Source organism: Arsenophonus nasoniae DSM 15247 (genome assembly GCF_000429565.1).
GTDB lineage: Bacteria > Pseudomonadota > Gammaproteobacteria > Enterobacterales > Enterobacteriaceae > Arsenophonus > Arsenophonus nasoniae.
This window is the reverse complement of sequence record NZ_AUCC01000003.1, coordinates 83,065-99,451: the sequence shown is the minus strand read 5'-3', so window position 1 is coordinate 99,451 and position 16,387 is coordinate 83,065. Positions and strand designations below refer to the sequence as shown.

At 36.4% G+C, this 16,387-nt stretch carries 13 protein-coding genes and 1 riboswitch; of the genes, 7 read left to right on the top strand and 6 right to left on the bottom strand.

The features are described 5' to 3' along the window. Window positions 1–23 precede the first annotated feature (23 nt). The 5 genes from G468_RS19405 to rppH form a co-directional block, all read right to left on the bottom strand. On the bottom strand, window positions 24–452 hold the full coding sequence (locus G468_RS19405; protein WP_051296902.1) for a prepilin-type N-terminal cleavage/methylation domain-containing protein: 429 nt from the start codon (window positions 450–452) through the stop codon (window positions 24–26). Next, entirely contained in the window at window positions 446–925 is a 480-nt protein-coding gene (locus G468_RS0101445; RefSeq protein WP_026821583.1) for a prepilin-type N-terminal cleavage/methylation domain-containing protein, read from the bottom strand. The genes G468_RS19405 and G468_RS0101445 overlap by 7 nt, the downstream gene beginning before the upstream one ends. Before the next feature lie 270 nt (window positions 926–1,195). Next, a complete protein-coding gene (locus tag G468_RS0101440) occupies window positions 1,196–2,047 on the bottom strand; it encodes a thymidylate synthase (protein ID WP_026821582.1) in 852 nt (283 codons plus the stop codon). Between the two features lie 67 nt (window positions 2,048–2,114). Continuing rightward, a complete protein-coding gene (gene lgt, locus G468_RS0101435) occupies window positions 2,115–3,014 on the bottom strand; it encodes a prolipoprotein diacylglyceryl transferase (protein WP_026821581.1) in 900 nt (299 codons plus the stop codon). Between the two features lie 218 nt (window positions 3,015–3,232). Beyond that, window positions 3,233–3,763, bottom strand: a complete 531-nt coding sequence (gene rppH, locus G468_RS0101430) for an RNA pyrophosphohydrolase (protein WP_026821580.1) — start codon at window positions 3,761–3,763, stop codon at window positions 3,233–3,235. Between the two features lie 112 nt (window positions 3,764–3,875). Then, a riboswitch (TPP riboswitch) is annotated at window positions 3,876–3,987 on the top strand. A 99-nt stretch (window positions 3,988–4,086) separates the two neighbouring features. Between rppH and thiB the strand changes: the two genes are divergently transcribed. The 6 genes from thiB (at window position 4,087) to rluA (ending at window position 12,930) form a co-directional block, all read left to right on the top strand. Continuing rightward, window positions 4,087–5,076 (top strand): thiamine ABC transporter substrate binding subunit, encoded by a 990-nt coding sequence (thiB, locus tag G468_RS0101425; protein ID WP_026821579.1) that lies wholly within the window; start codon window positions 4,087–4,089, stop codon window positions 5,074–5,076. Further along, window positions 5,049–6,653 carry a thiamine/thiamine pyrophosphate ABC transporter permease ThiP gene (gene thiP, locus G468_RS0101420; RefSeq protein ID WP_026821578.1) on the top strand — a complete coding sequence of 535 codons (1,605 nt, stop codon included), beginning with the start codon at window positions 5,049–5,051 and terminating at the stop codon, window positions 6,651–6,653. Before thiB ends, thiP begins: the two co-directional genes overlap by 28 nt. Further along, window positions 6,646–7,347 carry a thiamine ABC transporter ATP-binding protein ThiQ gene (gene thiQ / locus G468_RS0101415; protein WP_026821577.1) on the top strand — a complete coding sequence of 234 codons (702 nt, stop codon included), beginning with the start codon at window positions 6,646–6,648 and terminating at the stop codon, window positions 7,345–7,347. Before thiP ends, thiQ begins: the two co-directional genes overlap by 8 nt. Window positions 7,348–8,462: 1,115 nt before the next feature. After that, entirely contained in the window at window positions 8,463–8,783 is a 321-nt protein-coding gene (locus G468_RS23595) for a hypothetical protein (RefSeq protein WP_135678151.1), read from the top strand. Window positions 8,784–9,324: 541 nt separating this feature from the next. Beyond that, window positions 9,325–12,231 (top strand): RNA polymerase-associated protein RapA, encoded by a 2,907-nt coding sequence (gene rapA, locus G468_RS0101405; protein WP_026821575.1) that lies wholly within the window; start codon window positions 9,325–9,327, stop codon window positions 12,229–12,231. A gap of 51 nt (window positions 12,232–12,282) precedes the next feature. After that, window positions 12,283–12,930, top strand: a complete 648-nt coding sequence (rluA, locus tag G468_RS0101400) for a bifunctional tRNA pseudouridine(32) synthase/23S rRNA pseudouridine(746) synthase RluA (RefSeq protein WP_026821574.1) — start codon at window positions 12,283–12,285, stop codon at window positions 12,928–12,930. 40 nt (window positions 12,931–12,970) lie between these two features. Here the strand turns inward: rluA and djlA are convergent, their stop codons facing one another. Beyond that, window positions 12,971–13,789 carry a co-chaperone DjlA gene (djlA, locus tag G468_RS0101395; RefSeq protein ID WP_026821573.1) on the bottom strand — a complete coding sequence of 273 codons (819 nt, stop codon included), beginning with the start codon at window positions 13,787–13,789 and terminating at the stop codon, window positions 12,971–12,973. 182 nt (window positions 13,790–13,971) lie between these two features. On the opposite strand from djlA, the gene lptD reads away from it, so the two are divergent. Next, window positions 13,972–16,311, top strand: coding sequence for an LPS assembly protein LptD (lptD, locus tag G468_RS0101390; RefSeq protein WP_026821572.1), 2,340 nt, complete (start codon window positions 13,972–13,974; stop codon window positions 16,309–16,311). Window positions 16,312–16,387: the final 76 nt, after the last annotated feature.

The following is a 16,387-nucleotide window of genomic DNA, read 5'->3' as shown; positions in this document are numbered from 1 at the left end:
GCTTAATTATAAGCTATAAATCTCTACAGTTTTATTAGACCACTACAGCTACGGTGTATTTGCAACCTACCTTGATGCATACGATAGATAAAGAAATCAGAAGTCTCATCTTTTGCTTTTTCCCATTTGCCATCTAAATTGTAATCGTAAATAAGATGAATGCAGGAATGCTCTGCCTCCCCTTCTTTTTCACTAATTTTCAACGCCACTCCAACACAATCGCCAAAACAATAACCTGAACGTCGAGCATCCTTTCCCAACATTAATAAAAATTGTCTCGCCATCATATCAAGATGGTAAGTTTGATATAATCGATTAATTTGCTGCGTTAATAATGGGTATAGCGTTATAATAGCGAGAAAAACAATACTACTTATTATTAAGCTGATTAGGACTTCAATTAGTGAAAAACCTTGTTGCTTTAGACTAAAAGAAATTGGTTTATTTAGCACCTGGCTATTCCTCCCAGCCTTTGATGACTACATAAACGCACTCGTCCCAAACCAGAAATAATGATCAAAATATCTTCTGAGTGATTGCTAAAACGTAAAGTTGTCGGTAATGCTGTTCCTCTTTTCCCTAGCAACAAGGTCGATATTCGGCTGTAACTTTTTAACAGAATTTCATCATGCCTGTTAATCCATTTCATCTCTGCACTTTGCTGGCTATCCTTTTTACCCTTAATTGTCACTATTAACATCCAATTTGACGTTTTATCCGTTTTAATTATCAATTGCCTCTCCTGATTCAAATAAGCTGCCTGCATTTGGTGACGGGCAATAAAAGCAGCCACTTTTTGCGTAACAACAATTAAATGTATTTTATGTTGATAATTCCGCCATCCCTTAATACTAACAACAGCAATCAACGCGATTATTGCAATCGCAATGATCATTTCAAGCACTGTGAACCCTTGTTGGCGCATCTGTTTTTGCCATATATAGCCCAATTAACACAGACTATTGTTATGTATTTAGGATAAAAAAATAAATCGTCAAATGAGATAGAAGGGAAACAAATCTATTAAAAATTTTGTATTACAAAAAATTGGCAAAAAAAATAGAAACGCCTCCCAAATTTTAATGTTTTCAGAAGCGATTTATTTACTAATGCAACCATAATATTAATTAGAAATAGTCATGAGAGGATCGTTACTGATTTCCTATTGGATGATTACAGTAACCGATAAAAGTCGTCATACCGTAAATGGATATTTAATTGCATCATGATATTGATAACCAATGACCTGAAAATCATGGCTACTTACCCAGGTTTCAATATCTTTTAATGTCTTAATGTCAGGATTAATCTGCAGTTGCGGCAAAGAATAAGGAGCACGCTTTAACTGGATATCACGCATGATTGAAAGTTGATTTTCATAAATGTGAGCATTCACTATCTTATGATAAACCTTACCTGGTTTATGACCCGTGATCTGAGCAATGAGTGCCAATAATACAAAACATTGAATTTGATTAAAGTTCAACCCCAAAGGAACATCACAACTACGTTGGTATGAAGTTAAATAAAGTGTGCCAGCTAACAGAGAAAAAGTGTGAGTATGCATACAAGGGCGTAAACAACCTAATTCAAACTCACCCGGATTGTAAAAAGTGATTATTTCCGCCCGATCATCTATCCCAACCGAAAGGTTACTAATGACTTTTTGTAGCTGATCTAAATAAGTGCCATCAGGCCGTTGCCATGAGCGCCCCTGAACACCATAAACTCGCCCCATGTCATCTTCACCTTTACGGTTCGGATTATTAAGCCATGCCTGATTTTCATTCGCATTGGCATTCCATGTATTACAGCCAATATCTCGAAATTGCGCAGCGCTTGAATAACCTCGTAGGTAACCTAATAATTCAGCAATAGCCGCTTTATAAAAACTTTTACGAGTTGTAATTAAAGGAAACTGGTTATTTGCGACATCGTATTCAAGATCAGCATTAATAATTGTTAAACAACGAACACCTGTGCGTTTATTTTCTATCCACTGACCTTCATCAATAATACGCTGACATAAATCCAGATATTGTTTCATTATTATTACTCGCTAAAAATTTATTATTTAATACTATAAATAAAAAAAAATGTATTAACATCTTCTGCTACTTACTTTTTTCTACTTTGCTAGTAATAGAATAATTTGTACAATGGCTATCTTTCTTATATGCCCAGATCATCATAAAGATACCAATAATGATCATAGGAATAGATAGAATCTGTCCCATACTTATACCACCAAATAGCCCCAACTGCGCATCTGGTTGCCGGAAAAATTCAATAAAAATACGGAAAGCACCATAACCAATCAAAAACAATCCTGAAACACTCCCCATTGGACGGGGCTTACGAATAAACAGATTTAAAATAATAAATAAAACGATCCCTTCAAAAAACATCTCATAAAGTTGGGAAGGATGTCGTGGTAATACACCATACTGTTCTAAAATGGGTAATAAAGAAGGGTCCTGACTGACAATCTGAATGTCTTCTCCCCGTGAGCCAGGGAATAACATTGCCCATGGCGTGTCTAATGTTACACGTCCCCAAAGCTCACCATTAATAAAATTACCAATACGTCCCATGCCTAATCCAAAGGGAATTAATGGCGCAACAAAATCGGCAACTTGAAAAAAATGGCGGCGAGTCCTACGAGCATACCACCACATAGCGCATATCACACCAATTAACCCACCATGAAAAGACATCCCTCCGTCCCAGACTTTAAATAGATACAGAGGATTGCTCAGGAAAATAGGCAAATTATAAAATAAAACATAGCCAAGACGCCCGCCAATAAAGACACCTAAAAAACCAATATAGAGCAGATTTTCAACTTCATTTTTCGTCCAACCGCTATTCGCTTTGCCTGCCCTTCGCTTTGCCAACCATAGAGCAAAAACAAATCCCACCAAATACATCAAACCATACCAATGAAGGGTTACTGGACCAATCGAGAATATAACAGGATCAATATTAGGAAACACAATATAACTATTATTCATCTTCTCCACTCTTTAGTTTTATAGAGTTTGATAGAATTGCATGACTGCATGCTGTTTAAAAAAATCTAATGGCTTTTTATTGATTAAATTTATTAACCAATTTATTCAATGCCTATTTTGCCAAAAAATAAACCAGCGTAGCTTTTACTATTCTCACTTCGCTTTATAAACGACAAAAATCGGCTATTAAAATATTAACCTACTTTTATTAAATTTATTTAGCCACGTTTACGCCTATAGGTATGACTCTTATATGATGTCACTGCACTAGTTTGCAGTGACATAACGATCGGAGCAAATTCTTTCATAACACGTCGATAAACATCGCGTTTAAAAGAAACAACCTGACGAACAGGATACCAATAACTCACCCAACGCCAACTATCAAATTCAGGCGTTTTACTTGTTTGCACATTAATATTATGTTCATTACAAACCAATTGTAACAAAAACCAACGTTGCTTTTGCCCAATACAAACTGGCTTTGTGTCCCAGCGCACCAAACGTTTAGGTAATTTGTAACGTAACCAGTTCCGGGTAGATGCCAATATTTTAACATCTTTACGATCCAACCCAACCTCTTCGAATAATTCCCGATACATTGCCTGTTCTGGCGATTCGTCAGGATTAATGCCCCCTTGAGGGAACTGCCATGAATGTTGCCCATAGCGACGAGCCCATAATACCTGGCCTTGTCGATTACAAATTACAATTCCTACATTCGGGCGGTAGCCATCATTGTCAACCATCTGACTACCTCGTTAAAAATTTAAAAGATAGCTTATTGTTTCATACTACTCTATATGGTAAGCCTTTATCAAATATAGTATTTGCAATTATAAGATAACATCTTACAATAAGGCCATCTCAACGGGGTGCTAGCTCTGTTCAATGTTGTTATTCGCTGGCTGAGAAAAACCCGTCGAACCTGATCCGATCAACATCGGCGTAGGGATTTGAGCCACTCTAATGATTTATTCATCAATAAATAGCTTCATTACTGTCTATTCCTCAGATCCTATAGCATCACTGTTTTTTAATTATATAGGAGAACTGAGTATTGAAGAATGTACTGCTAAAAATAGTTAGTGCTAGCTTAATTTGCTGTTCAGCTTTCACGCTCCAAGCAAAACCGATATTAACCGTATACACTTATGATTCTTTTATCGCAGATTGGGGGCCAGGGCCTACAATCAAGCCTGCCTTCGAACAAATCTGTAACTGTGAGCTCAAACTAATAGGCCTAAATGATGGAGTAGCGTTATTAAATCGGCTTAGAATGGAAGGAAAAAATAGCCCTGCCGATATTGTCCTCGGACTTGATAATAACTTAATTGATCTGGCAAAAAAAACGGGCTTATTTACTGAGAGTCGAATAGACAGGAGTCAACTAAAATTACCCATAAAATGGGATAACAATATTTTTATCCCTTACGATTATGGTTATTTTGCTTTTATTTATGATAAAACGCGGGTCACTCATGTACCGAAAAGTCTTGATGAACTGATTAATAGTTCCCAACCATGGAAAATTATTTACCAAGATCCTCGTACCAGCACACCAGGCTTAGGGTTATTACTTTGGATACAAAAAATTTATGGAAAAAATAGTGCCCAAGCTTGGCAAAAAATGGCTGCAAAAACCGTAACCGTTACCAAAGGTTGGAGCGAATCATATGGGTTGTTCTTAAAAGGTGAAAGTGACTTTGTCCTCAGCTATAGCTCTTCACCCGGTTTTCATCTGTTAAATGATAAAAAAAATAATTATGCCGCAGCAATATTTAGTGAGGGACACTATCTGCAAATTGAAGTAGCTGCCCAATTAGCAACGAGCAAACAACCTAAACTCGCACAACAATTCATACAATTTATGCTATCGCCAACCGTGCAAAAAACGTTGCCGACAACCAATTGGATGTATCCAATCATTGATATCCCCTTACCTAAGGTTTATCAACAATTAGCCGTGCCAAAAAAATCATTACAATTTAATGCGGAAGACATTACTCAACATCGCAATCATTGGATCTATTTATGGCAAAATGCCGTCAGCCACCAATAGGCAGTTCACTTTGGCCTGGCATAGTCGTGTCCGGCCTATTAATTACTATTGCTGTAGTCACGTTCAGCACTTTATGGTTACATGCCCCTCAAATAAGTTGGCAAGGATTTATTGATGATAGCTATTTATGGCATGTCATTGGTTTTACATTTTGGCAAGCATTACTATCAACCTTATTGTCGGTTATCCCGGCGATATTTTTAGCCAAAGCCCTTTTTCGACGGCATTTTCCAGGTCGGATACTATTTTTACGCTTATGCTCGATGACACTGGTATTGCCAGTTCTCGTGGCTATTTTTGGTTTATTAACCGTTTACGGTCGGATGGGATGGATCGCTCAATTTTGTCAATGGTTAGGAATTAATTACCAATTTACGCCTTATGGTCTGAAAGGTATTTTATTAGCACATATCTTTTTTAATTTACCATTAGCTAGCCGAATGTTATTGCTCGCACTAGAAAGTATTGCTGTTGAGCAACGCCAGCTTGCCGCGCAACTAGGCATGAACCAATGGCAAAATTTTCGTATTGTTGAATGGCCTTACCTTAGACGACAAATTTTACCAACATCCAGCCTAATTTTTATGCTGTGCTTCGCTAGTTTTGCTACTGTACTGACGCTTGGTGGGGGACCTGCTGCAACCACTATTGAATTGGCTCTCTATCAATCGTTAAGTTATGATTTTGATCTAAATAAAGCCGCTTTGCTGGCTCTAATCCAACTTTTTTGTTGTTTAAGCTTAGTATTATTAAGCCAAAAATTAAATATTGTCTTTTCCGTCGGTGTTAGTCGACAATTACAGTGGAAAAACCCAGCGGATAATCGATGGCAAAAATGGTGGGACACGCTACTGATTAGTATTGCAATATTTTTCCTACTTCCACCTTTATTGGCAATTATCAATGATGGTTTAAATTTAACACTATTACACGTGTTACAACAACCAGGCTTATGGCAAGCATTTATTAATTCGGTTTTTATCGCGATTAGTGCTGGCCTACTTTGTATTATTTTTACTTTGATGCTGCTTTGGAGTAGTCGGGAATTACGTCGTCGCCGCTCGATACTATCCTATCGAACCCTGGAATTAAGTGGATTATTAATACTTGCAATGCCAGGCATCGTTTTAGCAACCGGCTTCTTTTTATTGCTCAATAATACCCTTAGTTTAACTTATTCACCTTATAGTTTAATCATTTTAACGAATGCTTTAATGGCTATTCCCTATGCCTTAAAAATATTAGAAAATCCTATGTATGACTTAGCTGAGCGCTATAATTTATTATGCCTTTCATTACAGATTAAAGGCATAAATCGACTAGTTTTAATTGAATTAAAAGCATTAAAACGTACAATAGGACAAGCCTTCGCTTTTGCCTGTATACTCTCAATAGGTGATTTCGGTATTATTGCACTGTTTGGTAATGAAAACTTTCGTACCCTACCTTATTATCTCTATCAACAATTAGGCTCTTACCATAATAGTGATGCGGCCGTTACCGCATTGTTAATGCTATTACTTTGTTTCAGCTTATTTAGTTTATTAGAATATTTATCAGGAAAAGAGCATGATTAAATTAGATCATCTTGTTTATTGTTATGAAAATCTAACCATGCAGTTTGATTTTCAAGTAAATAAAGCTGAAAGGGTAGCAATATTGGGCCCTAGCGGCGCAGGAAAAAGTACGCTACTGGATTTAATTGCCGGATTTCAATATCCAAAGCAGGGTGAAATCTGGCTAGATAGACAAAATCATACAGCTACCCCACCCGCCAAGCGGCCAGTTTCCATCCTTTTCCAAGAAAATAATCTCTTTTCTCATTTAACTGTTTGGCAAAATATTGCGTTAGGTATTTCAGCAAATTTACATTTGGATCAAGCTCAACATCGCGCAGTAAAGCAGATCATAGAACAAGTTTCACTTAATAATTGTATGACTCGTTTACCTGCTCAAATATCAGGTGGACAACGCCAACGTACTGCATTAGCGCGTTGTTTGATCCGCCAAAAACCGATTTTATTGTTAGATGAACCTTTTTCTGCTCTTGACCCGGCATTACGTAATGAAATGTTAAAATTACTTAAACAGGTGTGTGATGAACGCCAATTGACCTTGTTAATGGTTTCCCATAATTTGGAAGATACTAGCCAAATAGCCACACGCGCTATTGTCATTACAGAAGGGAAAATCGCCTATGATGGTCAACCTGACTATCTAATTAATGGGTTAACTCCAGCAAGTATACTGTTAGGTATATCTCATTCCTGACATTACTTATAAAATTAATTAATCATCAATTCACACTTTATCAAATAATTGGAGGATATTTTTTACATTTAGATGCGGTGCCTTATATTAACAAAAAGCAATATCATTTTTCGTTAAAATAAAGAGAGATGTTGCCACAATTTTGTTAGGGACATACCTGCTTATTTTTTATTTAAATAAAATCGGTTTTAAATATTAAAAAATATCAAGCACCAAAAAATTTTATTTTCCATAAATTAAAAAAAACAAATACATCATAAATTTCACCAATATTTAATAATTATCTTTTTTAATAAGATAGAATAATCAATCATTCTGTAAATAAAACTGACAGTAACTTATCGCATCATTTTCTTATCTTAATATTCATTATCCTATCCAGCTTTCAACAAAATAAACTTGAAAAAAGCGATTAAGCACAATATTTACTTAATGAAAAATCAAATCAAATGTTATATGGCGTTGATAAAAATAAATATTATGTTAAATAGAATATTTAAAATAGTGTGAAATTTTATGAAATATAACGGCCAAATACTATGAGGCATTTTATTACACATTACACTTTTGCCAAAAGGTAAGATTGTTACTCACCAATTACAATATTCAAGAAGTTAAATTATCATTTTTAGTGATGACTAAGATACAAATAATTAGTATGTGAAAGTAATTAAACAAGCTAATTTTGGCTTACTAAACAACTCAAATATTATCAATAAGTGATGATAAATACTTGGTTAAATTGATTATTAATTATATCAATACAATTTTCATATTTTTAAAAAAATAATAATTATAAATTTAAAATATTATAATAACTTCATTAATTGTATGATCATTTTAATTATGCTTTTATATCTCTATCTTTATTTTCACATGAATAAAATTTATTTTTATACGTTATATAAGAATCCATTTTTTCTATAAAAATAAAAAAAAACAATAACAAAATTTAATAATGAAAATGCTAAATTTTGAATTTGATTTTATATATCACTTAAAGCAATGTAGCTCATGTGTTATATGAAATATAAATACGCATTTTATTAGTCAAATTTTAATATACCAAACAATAAATGAGGTTATATATGTCAAATAATCAAGAATAATTAGCCATTCGTTTTTTAAACAAAACTGGTGATGGTTTTCCTTACCGTGCGTTTATCCGCGTACACGGAATTGATGAAGCAGCTTATATCGATTCAGACAAAGATTTTGTAACAGTAGGTAAAATTCTTGATGATAATATGCAACATGTTGCTCATCTCGTCATTTATGATAGATATAATTTAGTTAAATTTAATACTGCTACATACTTTGAATATAATGCTACTGAAAATCAAATTGAAGTCAATTCAGATACCCTGCCTCTTGAATTAGAATTTGAAAGAGTCGATGGTTTCCGCTTTAATTTACTTTTAAAGAATGACGATTAATTATATTTTTCCACCAATCATGGAAAAAAGCTAATTAACCACCCAACCTTAATCTAATATTGATGTATTATTTATACTAAGATTTATTAGATTAAGTTGGGTTTTAAGGCTCATGTCAATAATTTTATTAAATACGATAAAAATATTTTACCACAGCATAGACTTCCTCATAATATAGCATTTTTATTTTTTATACTATGTTTTATCAATATTTAATTAGCCATAACATCTATATAATTTGCTTTATATACCAGTTAATTATAAATTAATGGGCAAAACAGTAGGATGCAGAATAATAAAAATAGTGATTTGTTCTTTTTTTCATCTACTTAATACGTTAACATTCTCTGATACAGCACAAATAAATGATAATATCTTATCAAAAAGCATTTTTATAGGTGACTATTGGCACCGCATTTATTAATATACAGTCCTTTCAAAAAGAGAGTAAGATATTATTTTATGATTAATATAATTTACTCTCTTCAAAACGAACAACCCATAATTTTCTCAAACATACGGATAAACTGAGTTAAAATTTATGCCATTTATTCTTGGTCAACGCTGGATAAGCGATACAGAAAGTGAACTTGGATTAGGTACCGTGGTGGCTATTGATAACCGCATGGTTACATTACTTTTCCCCGCAAGCGGAGAAAATCGCCTTTATTCCATAAATGATGCACCAATTACACGCGTTATGTTTAATGAAGGCGATCTGATCACCAGCCATGAAGGCTGGCAGCTGAGAGTTGACAATGTACAACAAGACGAGGGAGTACTTGTCTATACAGGAACTCGTATTGATTCCGATGAAAAAAATGTCAGTCTGCGCGAAGTGTTTCTTGATAGCAAATTAACATTTAATAAACCACAAGATCGCTTGTTTGCCGGTCAACTTGATCGAATGGATCGTTTTGCCTTACGCTATCGCGCTTTGCGTTTCCAATACCAACAATTTGGTCACCAAACCGGTGGACTAAGAGGTATTCGTGCCAATTTGATCCCCCACCAACTTTATATTGCTCATGAAGTGGGTAAACGTCATCATCCGCGCGTTTTATTAGCGGACGAAGTTGGGTTAGGCAAAACCATTGAAGCAGGAATGATCATCCATCAACAATTACTTGCTGGACGTATTGAACGGGTCTTGATTATTGTACCTGAAAGTTTACAACACCAATGGTTAGTCGAAATGCTGCGCCGTTTTAATTTGCATTTTTCACTATTTGATGACAGCCGTTATACCGAATCATTACATGATAGTGAAAATCCTTTTGAAACAGAGCAGTTGGTTATTTGTTCTCTTGATTTCGTTCGCCGCAATAAAAAACGTTTTGATCATCTGCTTGAAGCCAGTTGGGATATGATGGTTGTTGATGAAGCCCATCATCTGGTATGGAGTGAAGAGTCGCCTAGCCGTGAGTACCAAGCTATCGATACACTCGCTCAACAAATTCCTTCAGTGCTGTTATTAACCGCAACTCCAGAACAACTGGGGCAAGAGAGCCATTTTGCTCGTCTGAGATTACTGGATCCTAATCGCTTTCATAGCTATCAACACTTTATTGAAGAACAACAAAATTATAGTCCTGTTGCCGAAGCCGTTAGTTTGTTGCTTTCTGGTGAAAAATTAAATAATAAGCAGCAAAATTTACTGACAGAATTAATTAAAGAGCAAGATATTGAGCCTCTGCTTAAAGTCTGTAACAGCGATAATGAAGAAAGTGAAAAGGCACGTCAGGAATTGATTAGCATGTTGATGGATCGTCATGGAACGAGTCGTTTACTATTTCGCAATACTCGTAATGGTGTTAAAGGCTTTCCGCGACGTGAATTACATGCGATTAAGTTACCGTTACCCCCACAGTACCAAACTGCAATTAAAGTTGCTGGTATAATGAATGCGAAGAAATCCGTTGATATCACTGCGCGGGAGATGCTCTACCCTGAACAAATTTACCAGACCTTAGAAGGTGAAAATGCAACTTGGTGGAATTTTGATCCCCGCGTTGAATGGCTTAAGCAGTTCTTAACAACTCATCGGCAAGAAAAAGTTTTAGTTATCTGCTCTCAAGCCACGACAGCCATACAATTGGAACAGGTATTAAGAGAAAAAGAAGCGATCAGAGCGGCTGTTTTTCATGAAAATCTGACATTATTGGAACGGGATCGGGCGGCAGCCTATTTTGCCTCCCAGGAACAAGGCGCTCAGGTATTACTCTGCTCTGAAATTGGTTCTGAAGGACGTAATTTCCAATTCGCCAACCAGTTAGTTATGTTTGACTTACCTTTTAATCCTGATTTGCTTGAGCAAAGAATTGGTCGTCTGGATCGTATCGGTCAAAATCGGGATATCCAAATTAGTGTAACTTACCTTGAAAATACGGCCCAAGCTATTTTGCTACGTTGGTATCATGAAGGGCTTGATGCCTTTGAGTATACTTGTCCAACCGGACGCGCTATTTATGATAAATATTATCCGCAACTGATTGAGTATTTGGCTAATCCTACTCTCCTTGATAACTTTGAGGATTTTATTAAGTCTTGCCGAGCAAAACATAACCAACTGAAAACCCAATTAGAGCAAGGACGTGATCGCTTATTAGAAATGAATTCTAATGGCGGCGAAGCTGGTCAAATTTTAGCTGATCAAATTGCAAAACAAGATAATAGTATCGATTTAATTAATTTTTCATTAAATTTGTTCGATATCATTGGTATTAACCAAGAAGATCGTAGCGATAATCTGATCATTCTTACGCCTGCTGAACACATGTTGATACCTGATTTTCCTGGCTTGCCTCAAGATGGCTGTACTATTACCTTCGATCGTACTCAAGCACTCTCGAGAGAAGATACCCAATTTATTAGCTGGGAACACCCTATTATTCGTAATGGGATGGATTTGATCCTTTCAGGCGAAATTGGCAGTTGTGCAGTGTCACTATTGAAAAATAAAACCTTACCGGTCGGAACACTGCTTACTGAATTAATTTATGTTGTTGAGGCACAAGCACCGAAAAATCTACAAGTCACTCGCTTTTTACCCCCAACACCAATTCGTATCCTAATGGATTTAAAAGGCAATGATCTGGCTAAACAAGTTGAATTTGAAAGTTTTAACCGTCAGCTAAATACCGTCAATCGCCATACGGGTAGTAAGTTAGTCAATGCCGTACAAAAAGAGGTGCATAATATACTCCAACTTTCTAAAACCATGATAGAAAAAGAAGCCAGTATATTGATTGCCGAAGCAAAAGCGCAAGCGGATAAAACATTATCAGTGGAGTATTCGCGATTAGAGGCGTTAAAATCCGTTAATCCAAATATTCGCCCTGATGAATTAAGCGCTATTGAAGATGAACGCCAACAACTATTGCTTAATATTGAGCAAGCTAATTGGCGATTAGATGCTATACGCCTGGTGATTATTACCCATCAGTAATTATTTATTGCCAAAAACAATAAAGTTTCTGGCCACGTTGGAGAAACTGATATGTTTTACAATCCGCCTACCGATCCCTGGCTGCATGTTCTTTATCAAGATCAGCATATTATTGTGGTTAACAAACCTAGTGGTTTGCTATCAGTACCAGGTAAAGCTGTCGAACATAAAGATAGTATAATGACGCGAGTTCAGGCGGATTTCCCAACCGCAGAATCTGTTCATCGCCTTGATATGGCAACCAGCGGAATTATGGTCGTCGCATTGAATAAAACCGCAGAAAAAGAGTTAAAACGTCAATTCCGCGAAAGAGAACCAGAAAAAATCTATCAGGCAAGGGTTTGGGGTCACATTACCAATAAAAAAGGACTTATCGATCTGCCACTGATCTGCGATTGGCCAAATCGACCGAAACAAAAAGTGTGCTTTACAACCGGTAAACCAGCACAAACTAAATACAAGGTGTTAGCTTATGAAGAACAAACAACGCTGGTTAAACTTATTCCGATTACAGGTCGTTCCCACCAATTACGTGTTCATTTACTTTCACTCGGCCATCCTATTATTGGCGATCAATTTTATGCCCATCAAGCGGCGCTAATACTCTCCTCACGTCTGCAATTACACGCAGAAGAGCTTTACATTACTCACCCCATTTATGGATCACCTATCCACTTCACTTGTAAAGCAGATTTTTAACAGCTGGAAAACTTATTCAACTCACGTTTAACACTATAAATTATTTGAAGTGACGTTCTTTCTTGATTAAATCATAAGCCGATTGAATTGATTGTGTTTTTTGTTTAGCAATTTCCATCATTTCCGGTGGTAAGCCTTTCGCAACTAATTTATCTGGATGATGTTCAGCCATTAATTTGCGATAGGCACGTTTGATTTTGGTTTGTTCATCATTAGGTTGCACACCTAAAACTTTACAAGCATCCGCTAATGTTGGTCCTTGAGCTGTATGTCGATAGCGATTGGAACCATAAGAAGAGTTACTACTATGCTCAAACCTTCGGCCGCCTTCCATCATATGTAAGAACTGTTCAAACTGATTATGTGAAATGCCTAACTCTTCGGCAATAATAAACAACACTTTTCGCTCATTAGGATGTAAAGCGCCATCAGCAAAAGCAGCTTGTATTTGAATTTCCAGAAACATCTGAATAAGATCAAATCGCCCAAAACAAGCTCGACGTAATTTCTTCAGTGTATCCCTTAGAGGAAAACTTTGCTCTTTACCTTCTCTAAAAGCATTTTGTGCTGAAATTCTGGCATCACCATGCAACTGCATTCTGTCCATCAGGTTTGTTGCTAGTTTAATATCAACTTCAGTAACTCGGCCTTTTGCTTTAGTCAAATGGCCTAAAATTTGAAATGTGCTGACGAAAAAAAGTGCCTGACGGTTCTGTTTAGCGCCTGTTTTCTCTAAATTTTGCTGTTCTGATGCTTTATCATAGGCATGACCGATAATGAAACCGATGATAACACCCCAAATATGAGTGCCAGACATGATCCCCAACATTACACCAATAATTTTTCCCCAATACCGCATAAACTTCTCAATTCCCCAATGCCCTGAGTATAATTTTGCATTATCATACTACTCATTCTACTCTGTGCCTAATAACCTGAATATATAGCTGATGGTTTTATACAGACAAGAACCGTTAAGTACGTTAATTGTTGAACTTTTGCCTACACGATAATATCGATGAAGGAACTACATACAGAATGATGAAAAAAAGTCACCCGACACTACTTGCTACCATGATTTGGATAGCTGTTCATAGCCAACAGGCCCATGCTGATCTAACAGAACAATGCATGCTAGGGGTACCGGTATATACTAAACCCATCGTGAAAGGTAATCCCAATGATCTACCAATCCATATCACCGCAAAAGATGTGGCTGGTGATTATCCTCATTTCATCGAGTATAAAGGTAATGTAGATATTCAACAAGGTAACCAGACCCTCACCGCCGATGAAGTTAAATTGACCCAAACAGAAACAACCAGCCAAAACCCATTGCGTACGGTAGTCGCAACCGGAAATGTCCATTATGATGATCCACAAATCATCCTGAAAGGGCCAAAAGCATGGTCAAATCTGAATAATAAAGATACCGATGTTGAAAAAGGTGACTATTTAATGGTAGGCCGTCAGGGTCGCGGCTACGCAAATAAAATGAAATTGCGAGGTGAAAATCGCTATACCATTTTAGAGAAAGGCATGTTTACTGCCTGCCTCCCCGGTAATGATAGCTGGAGTGTTGTTGGCTCAGAAGTTATTTTAGATCGCGAAGAACAGGTGGCCGAAATATGGAATGCTCGCTTTCGCATTGCTAATGTGCCGGTTTTTTATAGCCCTTATTTACAATTACCCATTGGCAATAAGCGCCGTTCCGGTTTTTTACTACCTAATGGTAGTTATTCTAAAGGTTCTGGCTTAGACTTCGCGCTACCCTTTTACTGGAATATTGCGCCTAATTATGATGCAACCATTACACCACAATTTATGACCTTTCGTGGCGTAAAACTGAATAATGAATTTCGTTATCTGACTATTGCTGGAGCAGGTACCCTTGCCGTTGATTGGCTAAAGCATGATCGCAGCTATATTAAAGATAAAAATAGTCGTAAATATCCCGCTCGTGATAATGATGATCGCTGGTTGTTATATTGGAACCATTCTGGCGTACTCGATCAGGTATGGCGTTTTAATATTGATTATACAAAAGTCAGTGATTCAAAATATTTTACTGATTTTACCTCTAAATATGGTAAGAGTACTGACGGTTATGCCACCCAAAAATTCAGTGTCGGTTACGCACAACCAAACTGGAATGCAACCTTAACCCATAAACAATTTCAGGTTTTTGTTGATTCCCCTAATAGTAAAGCCTATAAAACGGAACCTCAATTAGATCTTAATTATTATAAGAATGATCTGGGGCCATTTGATCTAAAAACTTATGCTCAGGCAGCACGTATTACCAGTGTTGGCGCCAATAATCCTGATGCTACACGGTTACATATTGAACCAGAACTGAATCTGCCATTATCAAATGATTGGGCAAGTATTAATAATACTGTGAAGGTGATGGCGACCTATTATGATCAAGATATCCCTGCCAACCTGGCTAATAGCACACTGAAAAAACAGGTTACTCGTATCTTACCCTCGCTCACTTCTGATGCAAAACTGGTTTTTGAACGCGACCTATTGATAAATAACAATTATGTACAAACGTTAGAACCTCGGGTTCAATATCTTTATGTGCCTTATCGCGATCAAAGTGATATTAATAACTATGATTCATCTTTACTACAGGCTGACTATAACGGTTTATTCCGTAACCGTATCTATAGTGGACTCGATCGTATTGCTTCAGCTAACCAATTGACAACCGGTATTACTACGCGTATTTATGATGAAGAATTAACTGAACGATTTAATTTTTCTGTCGGCCAAATATACTATTTTGAGCGTCCAAGAACTGAAGATTCCGATTTGCCTATTGAAGATAAAAGTAATACTGGCTCACTATTATGGGCAGGAGATGCTTATTTACGACTAACTGATAACTGGGGATTACGTGGCGGACTCCAGTATGATAGACGTCTCGGTGATATTACTATGGGTAATGTGATAACAGAATATCGTTTAGATTCAGATCGCTTAGTACAACTAAATTATCGTTTCGTCGATCGCGATTATATTCAAGCAACTGTCAAAAATGCACCAGCCTTTCAAAAAGGAATTTCTCAAATAGGAGCAGTAGTGAGTTGGCCTTTAGGCGATCAGTGGGGCTTTGTCGGCTCATACTATCATGATTTGAAAGAAAACCAACCTGCGAGTCGATTAATCGGTTTACAATATAGTACTTGCTGCTGGTCAATTAATATGGGCTATGAGCGTAAAATCGTCGGTTGGCAACAACAAAACTTCAGTAGTGACTATGATAATCGATGGTCAATCAATGTGGAACTAAAAGGCCTAAATAATAATCATAATTTGGGAAGTCAGGATATGCTTGCTAGTGGTATTTTACCTTATCAACGAGCCTTCTAAAAAAAATTGATATTTTCAGCTATTAAATAGAAGAAACCTGAAATAGGATTAAACCGTAATATAATCGAACAAAATG